This is a genomic window from Polyangium sorediatum (assembly GCF_029946465.1).
GTDB classification, from domain to species: Bacteria; Myxococcota_A; Polyangia; order Polyangiales; family Polyangiaceae; genus Polyangium; species Polyangium fumosum.
In genome coordinates, this window is the sequence record NZ_JARZHI010000008.1 from 137,646 (window position 1) to 156,111 (window position 18,466).

Annotated in this window: 16 protein-coding genes; 6 read left to right on the forward strand and 10 right to left on the reverse strand. The window is 69.1% G+C overall.

The window, feature by feature from the left end; all coding sequences use genetic code 11:
• Positions 1-124 precede the first annotated feature (124 nt).
• Positions 125-1,213, reverse strand: a complete 1,089-nt coding sequence (gene serC / locus QHF89_RS12560; RefSeq protein WP_136934600.1) for a 3-phosphoserine/phosphohydroxythreonine transaminase — start codon at positions 1,211-1,213, stop codon at positions 125-127.
• A gap of 117 nt (positions 1,214-1,330) precedes the next feature.
• On the opposite strand from serC, the gene QHF89_RS12565 reads away from it, so the two are divergent.
• Positions 1,331-2,446 carry a 1-aminocyclopropane-1-carboxylate deaminase/D-cysteine desulfhydrase gene (locus QHF89_RS12565; protein ID WP_136968593.1) on the forward strand — a complete coding sequence of 372 codons (1,116 nt, stop codon included), beginning with the start codon at positions 1,331-1,333 and terminating at the stop codon, positions 2,444-2,446.
• On the opposite strand, the gene QHF89_RS12570 is transcribed toward QHF89_RS12565, so the two are convergent.
• The 4 genes from QHF89_RS12570 to QHF89_RS12585 form a co-directional block, all read right to left on the reverse strand.
• On the reverse strand, positions 2,443-4,011 hold the full coding sequence (locus QHF89_RS12570; protein WP_136968594.1) for a hypothetical protein: 1,569 nt from the start codon (positions 4,009-4,011) through the stop codon (positions 2,443-2,445). The genes QHF89_RS12565 and QHF89_RS12570 overlap by 4 nt on opposite strands.
• Positions 4,012-4,143: 132 nt before the next feature.
• On the reverse strand, positions 4,144-4,773 hold the full coding sequence (locus QHF89_RS12575; protein ID WP_136934603.1) for a hypothetical protein: 630 nt from the start codon (positions 4,771-4,773) through the stop codon (positions 4,144-4,146).
• 5 nt (positions 4,774-4,778) lie between these two features.
• On the reverse strand, positions 4,779-5,930 hold the full coding sequence (locus QHF89_RS12580) for an acyl-CoA dehydrogenase family protein (RefSeq protein WP_136934604.1): 1,152 nt from the start codon (positions 5,928-5,930) through the stop codon (positions 4,779-4,781).
• Positions 5,931-6,055: 125 nt separating this feature from the next.
• Complete coding sequence (locus tag QHF89_RS12585) at positions 6,056-6,256, reverse strand: hypothetical protein (RefSeq protein WP_136968595.1); 201 nt, start codon at positions 6,254-6,256, stop codon at positions 6,056-6,058.
• An 80-nt stretch (positions 6,257-6,336) separates the two neighbouring features.
• Between QHF89_RS12585 and QHF89_RS12590 the strand changes: the two genes are divergently transcribed.
• On the forward strand, positions 6,337-7,548 hold the full coding sequence (locus tag QHF89_RS12590) for a hypothetical protein (RefSeq protein WP_136934606.1): 1,212 nt from the start codon (positions 6,337-6,339) through the stop codon (positions 7,546-7,548).
• A gap of 6 nt (positions 7,549-7,554) precedes the next feature.
• Here QHF89_RS12590 and QHF89_RS12595 read toward each other — a convergent pair whose 3' ends face one another.
• The gene (locus QHF89_RS12595; protein WP_284720414.1) at positions 7,555-8,490 is read right to left on the reverse strand and encodes a rhomboid family intramembrane serine protease; all 936 of its coding nucleotides are present in this window, start codon (positions 8,488-8,490) and stop codon (positions 7,555-7,557) included.
• A gap of 234 nt (positions 8,491-8,724) precedes the next feature.
• Here QHF89_RS12595 and apaG point away from each other — a divergent pair, with 234 nt between their 5' ends.
• Positions 8,725-9,111, forward strand: a complete 387-nt coding sequence (gene apaG / locus QHF89_RS12600) for a Co2+/Mg2+ efflux protein ApaG (RefSeq protein WP_284720415.1) — start codon at positions 8,725-8,727, stop codon at positions 9,109-9,111.
• 63 nt (positions 9,112-9,174) lie between these two features.
• Here apaG and clpA read toward each other — a convergent pair whose 3' ends face one another.
• The 3 genes from clpA to QHF89_RS12615 all read right to left on the reverse strand — a co-directional run bounded on the left by clpA (position 9,175) and on the right by QHF89_RS12615 (position 14,484).
• Positions 9,175-11,499 (reverse strand): ATP-dependent Clp protease ATP-binding subunit ClpA, encoded by a 2,325-nt coding sequence (gene clpA / locus QHF89_RS12605; protein WP_136968597.1) that lies wholly within the window; start codon positions 11,497-11,499, stop codon positions 9,175-9,177.
• 5 nt (positions 11,500-11,504) lie between these two features.
• Positions 11,505-11,828: an ATP-dependent Clp protease adapter ClpS gene (clpS, locus tag QHF89_RS12610; protein ID WP_136934609.1), complete on the reverse strand. Its 324-nt coding sequence runs from the start codon at positions 11,826-11,828 to the stop codon at positions 11,505-11,507.
• Positions 11,829-11,928: 100 nt separating this feature from the next.
• Complete coding sequence (locus QHF89_RS12615; RefSeq protein ID WP_136968598.1) at positions 11,929-14,484, reverse strand: glycogen/starch/alpha-glucan phosphorylase; 2,556 nt, start codon at positions 14,482-14,484, stop codon at positions 11,929-11,931.
• A gap of 114 nt (positions 14,485-14,598) precedes the next feature.
• On the opposite strand from QHF89_RS12615, the gene QHF89_RS12620 reads away from it, so the two are divergent.
• The 3 genes from QHF89_RS12620 (at position 14,599) to QHF89_RS12630 (ending at position 17,676) form a co-directional block, all read left to right on the forward strand.
• The gene (locus QHF89_RS12620; RefSeq protein WP_136968599.1) at positions 14,599-15,330 is read left to right on the forward strand and encodes a hypothetical protein; all 732 of its coding nucleotides are present in this window, start codon (positions 14,599-14,601) and stop codon (positions 15,328-15,330) included.
• Positions 15,331-15,448: 118 nt separating this feature from the next.
• Positions 15,449-16,501 carry a hypothetical protein gene (locus QHF89_RS12625; protein ID WP_284720416.1) on the forward strand — a complete coding sequence of 351 codons (1,053 nt, stop codon included), beginning with the start codon at positions 15,449-15,451 and terminating at the stop codon, positions 16,499-16,501.
• Positions 16,501-17,676 (forward strand): hypothetical protein, encoded by a 1,176-nt coding sequence (locus QHF89_RS12630; protein ID WP_284720417.1) that lies wholly within the window; start codon positions 16,501-16,503, stop codon positions 17,674-17,676. Before QHF89_RS12625 ends, QHF89_RS12630 begins: the two co-directional genes overlap by 1 nt.
• A 93-nt stretch (positions 17,677-17,769) precedes the next feature.
• Here the strand turns inward: QHF89_RS12630 and QHF89_RS12635 are convergent, their stop codons facing one another.
• Complete coding sequence (locus tag QHF89_RS12635; protein WP_284720418.1) at positions 17,770-18,384, reverse strand: OmpH/Skp family outer membrane protein; 615 nt, start codon at positions 18,382-18,384, stop codon at positions 17,770-17,772.
• Positions 18,385-18,466: the final 82 nt, after the last annotated feature.

Below are 18,466 nucleotides of genomic sequence, written 5' to 3' on the forward strand. Positions count from 1 at the left end.
GCGCAGGAAAGTTACGGTGCGGCGTGCGTGGGGCCGTCATGTGACCGTCACGAGCCCGTGCATTCACACGCGTGACTTAGAGCCATGGCCGCGGAATGGGGCCTTTCTGCGAGCTACTTCACCGTCAACCCGATTGCTTCGCGAAATCCTTCATGAAGCGAACGAGCGCCTCGACAGACGCGAGCTCCACGGCGTTGTAGAGCGAGACCCGGATGCCGCCGGTGACGCGATGGCCGGCGAGCCCGACCATGCCTTGTTTCGCAGCCTCGGCGACGAACCGCTTCTCGAGCTCCTCGGTGGGGAGGCGGAAGACGACGTTCATCACGCTGCGGCTCTCGCGCTCGACCGGCGCGCGGTAAAACCCGGAGAGCTCGTCGAGCGTGCCGTAGAGCAAGCCCGCCTTCGCCCTGTTTTTCCGCTCGATCTCGGGCAAACCACCGAGCTCCTTGGCGACCGCGAGGACGTTTCGCATGAGGTAAATCGCGAACGTCGGCGGCGTGTTGTAGAGCGAGTTGTTCTCGGCGTGTGTCCGGTACTGGAAGATCTTGGGGATGTCCTTGCGGCTGTTCTCGACGAGATCTTTGCGCGCGACGACGACCGTGACGCCCGAGGGGCCGATGTTCTTCTGCGCGCCGGCGTAAATCAGCGCGTACCGGCGGACGTCGATGGGGCGCCAGAGGAAATCGCTCGACATGTCCGCGACGAGGGGGACGTCGCCCGCGACCGGGACGTCGTGCCACTGCGTGCCGAAGAGCGTGTTGTTCGTGGTGATGTGCACGTACGCCGCGCTCGGATCGAGCGAGAGCTCGTTCTGCCGCGGGATCCGGGTGTACCGCTTGCCCTCGGCCGTCGTCGCAGCCACGCGGACCGTGCCGATCCGCCCCGCCTCTTCGTACGCCTTCTCGGACCAGCCGCCCGTGAGGACGTAATCGGCGCTTTTCCCGGGAGGCAGGAGGTTCAGCGGGACCATCGCGAACTGGTGGCTCGCGCCGCCCTGGAGGAAGAGCACGTGGTAGTCGTCGGGGATCGCGAGCAGCTCGCGGAAGAGAGAGAGGGCCTCGTCGTGCACGCCCTCGAACGCCTTGCCCCGGTGGCTGTGCTCGATGATCGACATGCCCGTGCCCTCGAAATCGAGCAGCTCGCGCTGGGCACGCTCGAGCGCGGCGAGGGGGAGCGCGGCAGGTCCGGCGTTGAAGTTGTGCACGCGAGCCATCGGTCGGGTCTCCTCTGCGATGCGGGCGCGAACGGCAGCGCGCCTCGTGGCGCGACCGTATAGCACGAGGGCGCCTCCTGGCGGAGCCGCGCGCGTGGTGCTCTACTCGCACCGGCGATGAAGAACGACGCGGCAGCCAGGACGACCCCGGGCGCGCTCGCGGAGGGCCCCCGCGAGCCGCGCCTCTTCGCCGAGTACCCAGCCCTCGCCCGCGTGGTGCCCTGGCTGCCGCTCGCAGCCGCACCCACGCCGGTCGAGCGCTGCACGGCGATCGCCGACTACCTCGGGCGCGACGACGTCTGGATGAAGCGCGACGACCTCGTGTCGCCGCTCTTCGGTGGCAACAAGGTCCGGCGCTTCGAGCACATCCTGGCCGACGCGAAGGCGCGCGGCGCGCGCGAGATCGTCACCGTGGGCGGCCTCGCCTCGACGCAGGTGACCGCGACGATCCTGTTCGGCCGCGCGCTCGGCTTCGACGTGACGAGCGTGCTCTTCGACCAGCCCATCACCTCGTTCGCGCGTCGTTCGTTGCTGGTGCAAGCTTCCGCCGGCGGGCGCCTGATCCACGGCGGCGGCTACGCCCGAACGGCGATCCTCACGGCGCGCGAGCTCGCGAGGGCGCGCAAGGCGTACTTCGTGCCGCCCGGCGCGTCGGGGCCGATGGCGAACCTCGGCTACGTCGGGGCCGCGTTCGAGCTCGCCGATCAGGTCGCGCGGGGCGAGATGCCACGGCCGGATCTGATCGTCTTGCCCGCAGGGAGCGGCGGTACGGTGGCGGCGCTCTCGCTCGGCATGATGCTGCTCGGCTGGCCGACGACGGTGATCGCCGCGCGGATCACCGAGCGCTTCGCCTGCAACCGCGTGACGCTCCGGCTCCTCGTCGAGGCCACGGCGCAGAAGCTCGCGCGTCACGCGGGATCACGCGTGCTGCGGCGGAACCTGCCGCCGCCGCGCTTCGAGGTCGATCACGGCGTCGCGGGGCGCGGCTACGGGCATCCGACGCCCGAGGCGATCGAAGCCGCGCCCGAGGTGACGCGGCTCCTCGGCGTGCCGGGCGAGATCACGTACAGCGGCAAGGCGCTCGTGGGCCTGCGCCACGCGTGTGTGGCCCATCCGGGCAAGACGATTCTGCTTTGGAATACGCTCTCGGCCACGTGGCCGGAGCCTTCGATCGGGCCGGAGGTGTTGCCTCCGGCCTTTCATCGGGTGTTCGAAGGGGACGTCCCGATCTAGGGCGAGACCGGGGGCGGGACGGCGGGGCCGAAGCTCTGCTCGGCGATCTCGTCGTAGGTGAAGAGCGGGGTCTTGCCGGCCTCGTCCGAGTAGAGCGGCTTGACCACGCAGCCGCGCGCGCCGCACTGGTTGGACTCGCGGAAGGCCACGTCCGCGACCAGCCAGAAGCGGTTGCCGCCGGGCAGCTTCGCGCCGTCGACTGGGGTGAACGTGATCGGCAACTCGGGATCGTAGTAGCCCTTCGGCCCGAGCTCTGCCGAGAGCGCGCCGTCGCAGAAGATCTTGACCGTCGGGTGGACGTCGTAGGTCTTGGCGTCATTGCTGTAGTAGTGCACGCCGACGCGGAACCACTGGTTCTTCGGGGGGAAGTCGACGTTCGCGTTCTCCGGCGCGCAGAACTTGGGGGCGTTCGGGTCCGTGAGAGTCGGATCGCAGTCGATGTTGTCGAGGTCGAGCCGCGGGTTGTGGCAACCCATGCCGAGGGACTGCCATTTCTGGCCCACGCCGCGCGGCGCGAAGTAGCAGGTGTTTTTCTCGAAGACCGGGTCGAGGTACCAGGACACGGGGTCCGGCGGGTTCCCGTTCGCCGGGAACCAGGACGGCGCGTCGGACGAGTTGTCGTCGAAGTAGGAGAAGACGCAGTTCGACCACGTACAGTCCTGCGGCTCGCCCGAGATGGCCCAGGGCTGCGTGTTGTTCGGCTGGTGCAGGTGCAGATCGAGGTCGACGCCGTCGCCGCCGAGGTCGTGCTCCCACTCGAGCTCGACGCGCAAGCCCGGCGCGCCGACGAAGAGCGGATACGTGCACGTCGCGGTTCCGCCGCCGGCCACGCCCTTCGTGTACGTCACGGTGTACTCGCCCGACTGGAGCGGCTTGAAGTCGTCCGCGGGGGCCGATCCGTTCACGCCGGGGCAGGGGTTCACGCCGTCGGGGCAGGTGACGGTCCACGTCTCGGAGCCCGGGAGCGCGTCGGCGCTGAAGTTCCCCGTGCCGTCCTTGAGGTTCACGTCGACGAACGGCGCCGTCGTCATCGGGTGGCACGCGCTCGTGTCGTTCAGGAAGCACAGGTCGGTCGCGTGGACACCCCCGTTGCAGGACGACCAGTAGCCGTTCTCGCTGCACTTCATGGTGCCGTCGAAGCAGCCGGGCGTGCCGCGGTAGGACGGATCGCCCTTGAAGCAGGGATGCGCCTGGCCCGCGGCGCAGGGGCAATCCTCGTCCGTCTCGCCGTCGCAGTCGTCGTCGGTGCCGAGGTGGTCGGGGTCGCAGTGCTCCGTGGGGCCGCATTGCGTGCCGCAGGGGTTCATCGGGACGTCGATCGGCGCGTCCGTTCCGCCGTCGTCGTTCGGGATGAAGATCCCGCCTTCGCCGCCCATCCCGCTCGAGGACGACGTGGGCATGCTGCCGCCGCCGCCGCTATGGGTTTCTCCGCCGGACCCGCCTTCACCGGGCTCGAACTTGTTGCCGGGGGACGTAGCCGCGCAGCCGGCGGCGATGGCAGCGCCGGTGGTGAGGCCCGCGAGCACATAAAAAAGCGGTTTCAAGGAGCGGCGACGGCGACGCATGGGACTCCTCCCGCCCCGGGCTGGGGCGTGATGGCTGAAGAAGGAAACGTACGTGCGAGGGAAGAGCGCCGCAGCCGGGATTCCGGGGGCGCGGCACAAAGCAGTGTAACGCGGCGAGGGCGACGTCGAGGGCTATTTGGCGCGCAGGCTCTCGACGAACTTCTCGAACGCGGGCTTCGCAGCGGTGACGGTCTTCTCGGGGCCCGTGAGCTTGAAGAAGGTCAGCGCTCCATCGGTCTCCACGATCGCGCCGAGCAGCGCCCAGCTCGGCTTCGGCCCGGCCGGCGCAGCGCCCGGCATGCCCATGCCGCCCGAGAACGTGCCGTGGATCTCGACGACCGTCACGGAGAGCTCCCCGACCTTGCGATCCTGTCGCGTGGTCGTGTCGTCCTTTCCGCGCTCGAACTGACCCGACCAGCGCTGCACGTTCTGATCGATCGTGCCGCCGGCCTGCGAGACGCTCATCTCGGCGTCCTCGGAATCTCCCTCGGCCCGCGGGATCTTGAAGGTCGCCTTGCGCATCGGGCTCGGGTTCTCGGCCTTCTGCCAGCCCTCGGGGACGTCGTACGCGACGTCGGTCGGGCCTTTCCGCTGCGGCGCGGCTGCGCCCGGGCTCGCGCTGCCCGCGGGCGCCGCGGGGGCGGGGCGCGCCTTGTCCGGCGCGCCGCTCGGGGGAGGCTCGGGCGTCTTCTCACAGGCCGAGAGGGCGAGGATCGCGACAGGCGCGAGCAGAGCAGCGAGGAGTCGGTTTCGCGTTGCCATGGTGGCTAGTAGCCCTCCGTCTTGCAGATGATCTCGTTCATGATCTCGCGCGTGCCGCCGCCGATCGGGTAGAGCCGCGCGTCGCGGTAGAGGCGCTCGACGAGCGTCTCGCGCATGTAGCCGTGGCCGCCGAAGATCTGCACGGCCTCGTCGCAGACGAACGAGCAAGCGTCCGTCGCGGTGTTCTTCGCCATCGCGGCGAGCCCCGTGACCATGTCGCCGCGCAGGTAGCGCGCGACGACGTCGTTCATGAGGGCGCGCGCCGCCGCGATCCGCGTCGCCATGTTCGCGAGCTTGTGGCGAAGCACCTGAAAGCCCATGATCGGCTTGCCGAAGGCGCGCCGCTCGCGCGCGTAGCGCACGGCCTCGTCGTACGCGAGCGAGGCGATCGCCACGCAGTTGCCGGCGAGGAGCAGGCGCTCGACGGCGAAGTTCGTCATGATCGGGATGAACCCGGCGTTCTCCTCGCCGATGAGGTTGTCCCGCGGAACGCGGCAACCGTCGAAGACGAGCTCGGCCGTGTCCGAGGCCCACCAGCCCATCTTCGCGAGCTTCTTGCCCACGGAAAAACCGGGCATCCCGCGCTCGATCACGAGCAGCGAGATCCCGCCGTGCCCTTCGCCGCCCGTGCGCACGGCGGTCGTCACGAAGTCGGCGCGGCACCCCGAGGTGATGAACGTCTTGGCGCCCGTGACGACGTAATGATCGCCGTCCTTGATCGCGCGCGTCGCGAGCGAGGCGACGTCGCTGCCGCCGCCGGGCTCGGTGATCGCGAGCGCCGCGATCTTCTCGCCCGCGAGCACGGGCGGGAGGAACCGCTGCTTCTGCGCGTCGGTGCCGAAGTTCAGGATCGGCGGGAGCGCGATCGCGTGGCTGCCCAGGCCGACGGCGGTGCCCACGGACGTGCCGGCGGTGATCATCTCCTCGGTCGCGGCGATTGCGTGCGAGAGATCCCCGCCGGATCCGCCGTAGGCCTCGGGATACCCGATGCCGAGCAAGCCGGCGCGGCTGGCCTTCTCGTAGAGCTCGCGGGGGAACTCGTTTGCCTCCTCCCAGGCATGGGCGAAGGGCGCGATCTCGCGGCTCGCGAAGCGGCGGATCTCGTCCCGCAGCCGGGCGTGCTCAGGGGTCTCGTGGAGCGAGGGCAGGGATGTCACGGGGTACCGTCCGTTCCGGTCGACACGAGCGAACTCGTGCCTAGCGCATGCGAAATGTCGCGGGGCGGAGGGCGGGGTTCGAGGCAGGGAATTTCAGGCTCCAGACCGGAGCCTCGTCAATCGCCTCAACCACCTCCACCAGGCGCAGGGGCCGCCGCAGCGCCGGGCTGCCCGGCAGGTGCCGCCGGAGCAGGCGGGGGCGCGGGAGCCGCCGCGGGTTCAGCCTTGATGGTGATCTCGTCGGGCCGCGTCAGGGACGAACACGCCGTCGCCGAGAGCGAAAGGATCACGACCCCGAGGGCCGTGATGGATCGTCGGGTGAGCACGGGGGGACGTTAGCACCCGACGCGCCTCGGGATCCATCCCCTGCCGCGACGCACCCCGCTCGTGCTACCAAAGAGAGCGCATGGATCCCGCCTTTCGCCGCGCCTACAACGCAGCCTTCGGACCCAACACCTACGCGGATTACCTCGATCGCCTGGAGCGCAGGGTCGGCTCGAAGATCCCCTTCCGCGTGGCCGAGACGCCGCTCTTCTTGCCCGAGGGGCTGCGCGCGTATCTCGCGAAATCCGCGACCGAGATCGTGCAGCAGATTTCGCGGCCGAACGTGATCGAGACGATGAAGCGCGCGATCCCCGCGCACCTCGACGCGCCGGGGATGGACCCCTTGCCGAACTGCGTGCAGGTCGACTTCGCGATCGTGCGCGGGCCGAGCGGAGAGCTCGAAGGGCGCGTGGTCGAGCTGCAGGCCTTCCCCTCGCTCTACGCGCTCATGGTGCTGCAGAGCGAGGTCATGGCCGACGTGATGCGCACGATGCCGGGGCTCGATCGAAAATGGTCGATCTTCTTCGGCGGGCTCGATCGCGACGCGTTCGTCGCGCGGCTGCGCAAGGCCGTGCTCGCGGACGAGGATCCGGCGAACGTCGTGCTGCTCGACATCGATCCGCCGAACCAGAAGACCTACCCGGACTTCCTCGCGACGAAGGAGCTCGTCGGCGTCGACGCCGTCTGCCCGACCGCGCTCGTGCGCGAGGGGCGGAGGCTCTTCCGCAAGGTGAACGGCAAGCTCGTGCAGGTGCGCCGCATCTACAACCGCGTGGTCTTCGACGAGCTCGAGGCGCGCAAGATCGAGCTGCCGTTCCGCTACACCGAGGAGCTCGACATCACGTGGTGCTCGCACCCGAACTGGTACTGGACGTGGTCGAAGTACACGCTGCCGTACATCGATCACCCGGCTGTGCCCCGCGCGCGGTACCTCTCGGAGCTCGAGGAGATCCCGCACGATCTCGAGCGCTACGTGCTGAAGCCGCTCTTCTCGTTCGCGGGCGCGGGCGTGAAGGTGGATCCGACGAAGGAAGACATCGCGGCGATCCCGGCGTCGGATCGGCACGGCTGGCTCTTGCAGGAGAAGATCCAGTACGAGCCCGCGCTGCCGATGCCCGACGGCTCGGGCGTGAAGGGCGAGGTGCGGATGATGTTCCTGCGCGCGCCCGACGAGCCCGCGCCCCAGCTCGTGCTGAACCTCGTGCGGCTCTCGCGCGGCAAGATGCTCGGCGTCGATCAGAACAAGGATCTCACCTGGGTCGGCGGCACGGTCGGGCTCTGGCCCGTCGACTGATCCGACTCAGAACGGCCAGACGAGCCGGTACGGCAGGGCCAGGCGCCACGCGCCGAGCAGGAGCGCGATCGTGGCCCCGAGCAGCCCCGCCTGGAGCCACGGCCGCGGCGAAGGCCGGGTCCTGCGTACGACGAGCGCCGCGCCGAGGCCCACCACCACGCCTGCGACAAACCCGAAGAAATGCGCGCCGAGATCGGATTGCGGGCTCGCGCCGAGCGCGCCGAGGAGCGCGAGTCCGCCGATGATGGGCGCCGCGATCTCCTGCATCGTGCGCTTGCGCCCCGCCGCGTGATCCCGGTCGAGCGCGAGCTGCGTGGCCGCGAGCAGCCCGATCGCCCCAAAGACCGCCGTCGACGCGCCGATCGAGCGATGCACGTCGTGGCCCATCGTGTGATACGCGACCGCGTTCGCGACGTTGCCGAGCGTGCCCGCCGTGAGGATCGCGAGCGCCGCGCCGCCCGGGCCGAGCCTGCGTTGCACGGCCGACGCGAAGATCGCGCCCGAAATGACGTTGCCGATCACGTGCGACGAGTCCGCGTGCAGCGTGAGCGCCGTCAGCGCGCGCCAAGGCTCCGCGCCGAGGACGAGGTTGCTCTCGGCGCGGCCGCGCTGGAACCAGAACGAGTTGTGCGCGACGGGACCCGTGACCACGAAAAACAGGGCGAGCGCGGCAAAGAGGAGCGGCGCGATGATCGAGGGCGCGTGCCGCGGCCGCTCGCGGACCTTTTGCGGCGGCCAATCCCGGTTCTCGGCCTCGTACCGATCGATCGAGCTCGACGCGTGATCGTAATCCTCGTCCCGCACGACGAGGACCCAGCCCCGGAACGTCCAGCGCATCATGTGCCAGACCGACATCGACTGCAGGACGAGCGACCAATCCCGCGCCTTGCGCTCGTGCACCGGGCCGATGGCCGTGAGGCCCGGGAGCGGGTCGACCGGCACGAGCCCCCCCGGCGCCGGGGGCGACGCGGCTCCCGTGACCCCCGCGAAAGGCGAGGAGAGGGAGGGGAGGGACGAAGCCTGCGCCGGAACAGCTCTCTCGCCTGAATGGTCGTCGTTGTCGTTCACGGTTCGGGGAACGTGCGGACGAGCATGAGAGCTGTCAACACGGCCCGGCTTTCCGTCACCTCCGAAAGTCCCCTTGTGGACGGCGCGGGCGCGTGGCACGGCAGGAACGTGTCCACCGCCATCACGAACGGAATCCGCGTCTACGTCACGACCGTGTACGTGCCGTCGCAATCCATGCCGAGCGCGAGGCGTTACGTATTCGCCTACACGGTGCGCATCTCGAACGAGGGCAGCGAGACCGCGCAGCTCCGCACCCGGCACTGGATCATCACCGACGGAAACGGAAAGGTCGAAGAAGTCCGAGGCCCCGGCGTCGTCGGCAAGCAGCCGACCCTCCGGCCTGGAGAGCACTTCGAGTACACGAGCGGCTGTGTGCTCGAGACGCCGCGTGGCTCGATGCGCGGCACCTACCAGATGTACCCCGAGCGCGGCGGCCCCGCGTTCGACGCCGAGATCGCAGAGTTCACGCTCGCGATGCCGTATTCGCTGAACTGAAACGAACACGGGGGCTCCTCCCGTGGGAAGAGCCCCCGCTTCGTTCGCCCGCGCCGGTTCGCGTCAGGCCTGGGCCGTGGCTTCGGTCTCCTTCGGCGGCTCGACCTTCTTCTCGTCGGCCGGCGGCTCGTTCGGGAGGAACGAGAACGAGAGCGCGTCGTCCTTCAGGTCGACCACGGCCTTTCCGCCGTGCTCGAGCTCGCCGAAGAGGATCTCGTCGCCGAGCCGAGGCTTGAGCTCGCGCTCGATGACACGACCGAGCGGGCGCGCGCCGAAGGCCGGATCGTAGCCCTTCTTCGCGAGGTAATCGCGCGCCGCGTCGGTGACCTGGATGGTCACGCCCTTGTCGCCCACGAGCGCTTCGATCTCGCGGATGAACTTGTCGACGATGCTGCCCATGACGCTCGGATCGAGCGGCTTGAACATGATGCGCGCGTCGAGGCGGTTCCTGAACTCCGGGCTGAACACGTTCTTGAAGGCGCGATCGTCGTCGCCCACGTTGCCGCGCTCGCCGAAGCCGAGGCGCGTCTGCGTGAGCTCCCGGGCGCCGACGTTGCTCGTCATGATGAGCACGACGTGCCGGAAGGAGCTCTTCTTGCCGTTGTTGTCCGTGAGCGTGCCGTGGTCCATGACCTGCAGGAGCACCTGGAAGATGTCCGGGTGCGCCTTCTCGATCTCGTCGAGCAGGAGCACGGCGTGCGGCGTCTTCGCGATCGCCTCGGTGAGCAGGCCGCCGCGATCGAAGCCGACGTAGCCAGGCGGCGCGCCGATGAGGCGCGAGACCGTGTGCCGCTCCTGGTACTCGCTCATGTCGAAGCGGAGGAACTCGATCCCCATGACCTTCGCGAGCTGCTTGGCGAGCTCGGTCTTGCCGACGCCCGTCGGGCCCGTGAAGAGGAACGAGCCGATCGGCTTCTCCGGCGAGCGCAGGCCCGCGCGCGAGAGCTTGATGGCGCTCGCGAGCTGCGAGACGGCCTCGGCCTGGCCGAAGACCACGCCTTCGAGCTCCTTCTGCAGATCCTTGAGCTGCGCGCGATCCGAGGTCGAGACCTGGCGCGGCGGGATCTGCGCCATCTTCGCGACGACGATCTCGATGTCGGAGACGTCGACCGTGTAGCCCTCGCCGTGGGCGAGGCGCGCCGCGGCGCCGGCCTCATCGAGCAGATCGATCGCCTTGTCGGGCAAGCGCCGATCCCGGAGGTAGCGGTCGCTGAGCTTCGCGGCCGCTTCGAGCGCGGCGTCCGTGAAGCGGACCTTGTGGAACTCCTCGTAGTGCTTGCGCAGGCCTTCGAGGATCTGGCGCGTCTCGTCGACCGAGGGCTCGTTGATCTCGATGCGCTGGAAGCGGCGCGCGAGGGCGCTGTCGCGCTCGAGGTGCCCGCGGTACTCCTGGAAGGTCGTCGCGCCGATGCAACGCAGGCGGCCGGAGGCGAGCGCGGGCTTGAGCAGGTTCGAGGCGTCCATCGTGCCTCCGCTCGCGGCGCCGGCGCCGATGATCGTGTGGATCTCGTCGATGAACAGGATCGCGCCCGGCTGCTTTTCGAGGGCCTTGAGCACGCCCTTCAGCCGGTTCTCGAAGTCGCCGCGGTAACGCGTGCCGGCGATGAGCGCGCCCATGTCGAGCGCGTAGATCGTCGCGCCCTTGATCGCCTGCGGGACGTCGCCCTTGACGATCTTCATGGCGAGGCCCTCGGCGATGGCGGTCTTGCCGACGCCGGCGTCGCCGATGAGCAAGGGGTTGTTCTTGCGGCGGCGCGCGAGGACCTGAATCGTGCGTTCGAGTTCGATCGTCCGGCCGACCAGCGGATCGATGCGCCCGCTCTCCGCTTCCTTGTTCAGGTTCACGGTGAACGAGGCGAGCGGATCGCGGCGGCTCTCGCGGCCTTCGCCCTCGGCCTCGGCGGCGTCTGCGCCCTCGGTCGCGTCCTCCGGGCCGATCTCGTCGTCCTCGCCTTCCTTCGCGATGCCGTGCGACAGGAAGTTCACCACGTCGAGGCGCTGCACGTCGCACTCACGGAGCATCTGCACCGCGGGCGACTCACGCTCGGAGAAGACCGCGACGAGGACGTTCGCGCCCTTGAGCTCCTTCTGGTTCGTGTTTTGGACGTGCACGGCCGCGCGGCCCACGACGTTCTGAAAGCCGAGCGAGACGACGGGCTCGGACTCGACGTGCTCGGGCAAGGCCTCGATCTCTTCTTCGAGGAAGCGCACCAGGAGCTTCTTCAGCTTCGGTAGATCTCCGCCCGCCTTGCGGATCACGTTCGCCGTCTCCTCGTCGAACGTGAGCGCGTAGAGAAGGTGCTCGACGGTCACGTACTCGTGCCGTCGGCGGATGGCCTCGTGCGTGGCCAGCTTGAAGGCGATCTCGACCTCGGGGCTGATCTTCATGGTTCCTACTCGGGTTCGGCCGAAAGCCGGAGGGGCATGCCGTGTTGCCTCGCGAAGCTCTGCACCTGGGTGACCTTCGTCTCGGCGACATCCTTGGTGTAGACGCCCGCGACGCCGCTGCCCTTGTGGTGCACGCTGAGCATGATGTGTGTCGCTTCCGTGTCGGTCCTGTGAAAGAACTTCACGAGCACGAGAACGACGAACTCCATCGTCGTGTAGTTGTCGTTGTGGAGGAGGACCTTGTAGCGGCGGACCTTCTCGACCTTGCGCTTCTTCTGGGTCGCGAGATCGCCTTCGTGGTCCTCTCGTTCACGCGGATCGTTCGCCATACGTCTCGGGGGGCCGAACAGACTAGCAAGCCAGGGCCCGGCGCGCCGGTGGTCGCGCGCCGGGAATCGATATGCTCGGGGCGCAGCGGGCAGAGGGGCCCTACTCGGCGGCAGAATCCTCGGGGACGAGGCGGATGGGGCAGGGCTCGATCTGCCAGATTTCATTCGCGTATTCGCGCACCGTGCGGTCCGACGAGAAGCTGCCGACCCGCGCGATGTTGAGGGCCGCCTTGCGCGACCAGCCCTCCTCGTCGAGGAACGCCCGCTCGACGACCTTCTGCGCGTCGGCATACGCGCGGAAATCGCTCATCACGAGGTATCGGTCGCGGCCGAGCAGCTCGTCGACGAGGGGGTGGAAAGCGTCGGGCTCGTCCGGCGAAAAGAAGCCAGAGCGGATGAAGTCGATCGCCTCGCGCAGCTCGGGATCGGCCTCGTACACGGCGCGGCCGGGCACGCCCGAAGCGAGGCGCGCCTCGACCTCCTCGGCCGTGAGCCCGAAGAGGAAGAAGTTTTCGGCCCCGACGGCCTCGCGGATCTCGATGTTGGCGCCGTCGTAGGTGCCAATCGTGAGCGCGCCGTTCATCGCGAGCTTCATGTTGCCGGTGCCGGAGGCCTCCATGCCGGCCGTCGAGATCTGCTCGGAGAGGTCGGCCGCCGGGATGATCTTCTCGGCGAGCGAGACGCGGTAGTTCGGCAGGAAGGCGACCTTGAGCTCGGGGACGCGGCTGTCGCCGTTCACGACGGAGGCGATGGCGTGGATCAACTTGATGATGAGCTTGGCCTGCCGATACCCGGGCGCGGCCTTGGCGCCGAAGATGAAGAGCCGCGGGTGCACGCGCTCGCCGCGCTTGGCGCGCAGGTAGAGCGTGACGATGTGGAGCGCGTTCAAGAGCTGGCGCTTGTATTCGTGCAGGCGCTTGATCTGGACGTCGAAGATCGCGCGGACGTCGACGTCGAAGCCGAGATCGCGCTTGACGATGCGGGCAAGCGCTTCCTTGTTCGCGCGCTTGATCGCGCGGAGCTCCGCGAGGAACGACGGGTCGTCCACGGCGGGCTCGAGCTCGGCGAGGCGCTCGAGCTCGGTGACGAAGCGCGGGCCGATGCGGGAGGTGATGAGCCGGGAGAGCTTGGGGTTGCAGGCGAAGAGCCAGCGGCGCGGCGTGACGCCGTTCGTCTTGTTGCTGAAGCGCTCGGGCCAGAACTCGTGGAAGTCGCGGAAGAGCGAGGTGCGCACGAGCTCGCTGTGGAGCTTGGCGACGCCATTGACCGAGTGCGAGCCGATGACCGCGAGGTGCGCCATGCGGACCATCCGCTCGGGGCCCTCCTCGAAGATGCTCATGCGCCGGGCGCGGCCTTGATCGTAGGGGAAGGCGACGGTCACCGCGCGGAGCAGGCGCCGGTTGATCTCCTGAATGATCTCCAGGTGGCGCGGCAGGATGCGCTCGAAGAGCGCGACGGGCCAGCGCTCGAGCGCCTCGGGCAGGAGCGTGTGGTTCGTGTAGCCGAAGGCCCGCACGGTCTGCGTCCAGGCCTCGTCCCAGGAGAGGGCGTGCTCGTCGACGAGCACGCGCATGAGCTCGGCGATCGCGATCGCCGGGTGCGTGTCGTTGAGCTGGATCGCGACCTTGTCGCCGAACTTCGAGAAGTCGTCGTGCGTCTTCGTGTAGCGCCAGACGATGTCGTGGATCGAGCAGGCGACGAAGAAGTACTCCTGCCGGAGCCTGAGCTCCTTGCCCTTGTCGAAGTTGTCGTTCGGGTAGAGGACCTTGGAGATGACCTCGGAGGCGTTCTTCTGCTGGACCGCGCTCACGTAGTCGCCGGCGTTGAAGAGGCCGAAGTCGAAGTCCTCGTGGGCGCGGGCCGCCCAGAGCCGCAGCGTGTTCACCGTGCCCGAGCCGTGGCCCGCGATGGGCGTGTCGTAAGGGACGCCGAGCACGTGATCGGCCGGGTTCCAGAGGACGCGGTAGCCGCCGCGGCCGTCTTGGACCATCTCGGTGCGGCCGCCGAAGCCGACGGTGACCGCGTATTCGGGCCGCTCGATTTCCCAGGGATTGCCGAATTTGAGCCACTCGTCGGCGCGCTCGACCTGCGCGCCGTCGCGGATGATTTGCTCGAAAATGCCGAACTCGTACCGGATGCCGTAGCCCTGGCCAGGCAGCTCCAGCGTGGCCATTGATTCGAGGATGCAGGCGGCGAGCCGCCCGAGGCCGCCGTTGCCGAGGCCCGCGTCGTGCTCGAGCTCCATCATCTCGTCGAGGTCGATCCCGAGCTCCTTCAGGACCGTGCGGTAGGTCTCCTCGACGCCGAGGGCCTGCAGGTTCGACTGGAGCGCGCGGCCGAGGAGGAACTCGGCCGAGAGGTAGTAGGCGCGCTTGACGTCCTTCTCGTAGTACGTGCGTTGCGTCTGCGACCAGCGCTCCACGAGGCGATCGCGGACGGCGAGCGAGAGCGCGACGAAGCGGTCGAAGCTCGTCGCGGCCTCGAAGTCGCGGGCGCGCGAGAACTGCACGTGGTCGGTGAACGCACGGCGGAGGGCGGCGGGGTGCATGCCCGTCCGGTCGTCCTCGACGCGGACGCGCGAGGGCACGGGGTCTTGGGCGGAGGCGGCGAAGGCGCCGTCGGGCGGCGGGGGAGGGCCCTGGAAGAAGGAGGTCATCGGGCACGCATCATAGCGGACCCGCCGGGGCGCGCCGCAGGAGCTTGTCCCTCGGCGGCCGTGCTGTGGTAGACGGACCCACGGCCCGCGCTCTCGCGCGGCGAGAGAGGAACCATGAGCAAGACCCGTGGGGCGATGGTGGGTGGGGCGCTGCGAGGCGGGGCGATGATCGCGCTCTTCCTCGGTCTCGGGGCAGTTGGCTGTGGGTTCTTGAAGCAGGAGGAACCCGAGAAGAAGGCGTTCGGCGTGGCCTGCACGAAGGACACGGACTGCGCATCGCTTCAGTGCGCGGCGACGGGCAGCATCTGCACGAAGAGCTGCACGTACGACAAGGACTGCGGCGATGGGCTCGTTTGTCGCGCCAAGGATACGGGCTCGGGGCTGGAGTGCAGCAAGGCCGCCGGCTCGAAGGTCGGCGCGAGCTGTACGACCGCGGCGGAGTGCGACCACGGCTTCTGCCTGAAGAAGGCCGATGCGCCGAGCGATCCCGGCTTCTGCTCGGCCACGTGCCAGGGCCCTGGCGAGTGCCCCGAGGGCTACAAGCTCTGCGACACGCTCACGGCCAGCGACACGACGAAGATGTGCATCCTCGGCGATGATCGGATCCCGATCGGGGAGCGGACGAAGTTCACGGCGCCCACGACGACCGTGAAGACGACGGCGACGGCCACCGCGACGGCAACGTCGACGGCGAGCGCGGCCCCGACGACCACCGCGACGGCGAGCGCGACGGCGACGTCGACGGCGAGCGCGGCCCCGACGACCACCGCGACGGCGAGCGCGACGGCGACGACGTCCACGGGGCGGCCGCGCGTCAAGCTCGACCTCGGCAAGGCGAAGAAGTGACCTTGGCTCTGCGGAGCCCGCGCGGCGTTCGCGCGGGTGTTCCGGCGCGCGCGGGGGTCGGGTAGAATCGAATCGCTCGCAGCCTCGAGGGGATCGCGGGCGTCGGGAGCAGAGGTCGATGAACATGTCTCAGCGAAGGGCGCGTCGCGCGGCGCGCGTGGCGTGGATGGCCGGCGCCGCGGCGATCGCGCTCTTCTCGCAGGGGGACGCCTCTGCACAATCGAAAGAAGAGCTCGACAAGGCGCGCACGCTCTTCCGCGAGGGCATCGCGCTCAGCGCGGCGAACAACTGCTCCGGCGCGCTCGTGAAGTTCAAGGCCGTCGCCGCCGTGAAGATGACCCCGCAGGTCGCCTTCAACATCGCCGAGTGCGAGGAGAAGCTCGGCAAGCTGCTCTCGGCGCTCGGCAATTACAGGCTCGCGGCGAGCGCGGCCGCGGGCGACAAGAAGGCCGCGGACGTCGCCACCGCGGCCACGCCGAAGATCGCGGCCATCGAGGAGCGCCTGCCGAAGCTCACGATCGCGCGTGGCAAGGGCGCGGAGGCGGCCGTCATCGAGCTCGACGGCACCGAGCTCGGCGCGACGCAGGTCGGCGTGGAGATGCCCGTCGATCCCGGCCCGCACTACATCGTGGCGAAGCTCGGCAACCGCGAGATCTGGAAGGACTCGATCAACGTCCCCGAGCGCGACAAGAAGACCGTGGAGGTCGTGGTCAAGGACGAGCCCGCGACGTCGGACGGCCCGAAAAACGAGGAGAAGCCGCCGCCGTCGCCTCCTCCTCCGTCGCCTCCGCCTCCGTCGAGCGGGCCCAGCATCCCGGGGATCGTGCTCACGGGCATCGGCGTCGCAGGCATCGGCGCCGGGCTCGCGCTCTTCTTCGGGCCGCGGCAATCGACGATCAACGAGCTCGAGGATCTCTGCGGCGGCGATACGTCGTGCCCGCCGTCGGCGAAGCCGACCGCGGATCAAGGGCGGCTGTTCACGGGGATCGCCGAGGCGGCCGTGGGCGTCGGGGCCGCGAGCTTGATCACGGGCGTCATCCTGCTCGCGACGGGGGGCTCGAAAAAGTCGTCGGCGCCATCGGCCTCGGCGGAGACCGAGCGAGGCGCGCGGTTCATCGGCGCCGCGCCCGGCGCGAGCCTCGGCGGCGTGAGCCTCGTGGGGAGGTTCTGATGACGCGTCGAGCACGTTCGTCCGTGCGCGTGGCTTCGTGGCTCTTGGTCGCGGGGATCGGCGTGGTCGCGATGCCGGCCGCGTGCCTCTATCCGGCTTACACGTTCGACGAACCCGAGCCTTCGGGCAGCGGCGGCTCGGGCGGGCAGGGCGGGCAGGGCGGCGAGGGCGGCGACGGCATGGGCGGGCAGGGCGGAGTGCCCGGCGCCGAGGATTGCCTGAACGGCACCGACGACGACGGCGATACGCTCGTCGACTGCGCGGACGACGATTGCACGCCGGGGTTTTCCTGCGTGCCCGAAGCGCCCGTCGGTTGGGAGGGGTTCGCCGCGCTTTTCGAGGGCGCAGAGGCGCAGGAGCCGTCGTGTTCGGGCGCGTTCGCTTCGAATACGTACACGGGTAACCACACGCTGCTCACGCCGCCGCATACCTGCTCGGCCTGCACGTGTGGATCGCCCACGGGCCAGACCTGCACGTTGCCGACCACGATCACCCTCTCCGACAAACCCTGCGGCCAGGTGGCGGGGATCTCGAACCCCTTCAACCCTCCGCAGAACTGGACGGGGGCCTGCTCCGCGCAGTCCGGCTATGCGCTCGAGCAGGTCTGCGGCGGCGCTCCGTGCAATCCCTCGGTGAGCGCGCCGAAGCCCACGATTGTCGGCGGGAGCTGCGATCCCGCGGGTGGCGTCGCGAACAAGCCGCTCGAGAGCTGGGCGTTCCTCGGCAAGGCGTGCATCAACGCGCCCAAGGGCGGCGGATGCGGCGCGGGCGAGGTTTGCCAGCCGCGCGCGCCGCTGCCGTTCCTGGGCGAGGTCTGCGTCTTCAAGGGCGGCGACAATAGCTGCCCCGCCGGGCAGTACGCCGACAAGCACCTCTTCTACGAGGACGTCGAGGATTCGCGTGCATGCACCACATGCACCTGCGGTTCGCCCACGGGCAGCTCGTGCGACGCCACGATCCAGGTCTCCAGCGACACCGGCTGCAACAGCGAGCTCGCGAGCTTCACGGCCGGCCAGTGCGCGAACCTGCCGAACAACTTCGCGACGATCCTCGGGCGCAAGGCGGCGATCACGAACCCACCGAGCGGCGGCGCTTGCGCGGTCTCCGGCGGCGGACAGGCCACGGGCGCGATCACGCCGGACAACGCGACGACGTTCTGCTGCCGCATCCTCTGAACGACACGTTCGAACGGACGAAGCCGGATCCTGCGCTCCTCGCGCCTCGGATCCGGCTTTCGTATCTGCGGGGTTCGCCTGGAGGCGAGCCGCTTACTTCTTCTTCGGCGCGGGCGCGGGAGCCGTCGCAGGCGCCGCGGGGGCGGCAGGCTTACCCGGCTGCGTCGCAGGCGGTTTGCCCCCTGCGTCACCGCCGCCCTGAGCGGTGTTGTACATCTGGATCGCGCGATCCGTGATCTCCAGATCGGCGCGCATGTAGGGGACCGCGGTCTTCTCCAGGATGATCTCGAAGCCGTCTTGGGCCGCGATCCGGCGCACGATGCCGATGATCTCCTGGTAGATCGGCGTCGTCATCTCCGTCTCCTTGCGCTGCATCTCGCGCTGGTACTCCATCGCGATCGCCTGGAGCTCGGCCGCCTGCTTCTGCAGAGCCTCGAAGCGCCGCTGGAGCTGGTCCTGGGACACCTTCTTGTTCTGCGCGTCCTTCTCCAGCGCTTCCTTCTCGGCCTGGAGCTTTTGCTGCTTGGCGTCGAGCTCGACCTGCCGGCTGTCGAAGAGCTTCTTCAGCGTCGCCTGGACACGCAGGCCCTTCTCGGTCTCCAGCATCGCGCGACGCACGTCGATGACGGCGATCTTCGACTGCGCCGCGGCCGTCTCCTCCGCCGCGAAGAACCCGCCCACACCTGCGACGAGCGCGGCTGCGAGCACGGGGGCCCGCAACCCTTGGAGCCAAGACGAACGCCGAGGACCCACGAAACCAGTACGATCTGCACGCATCACCCCGGGGGAC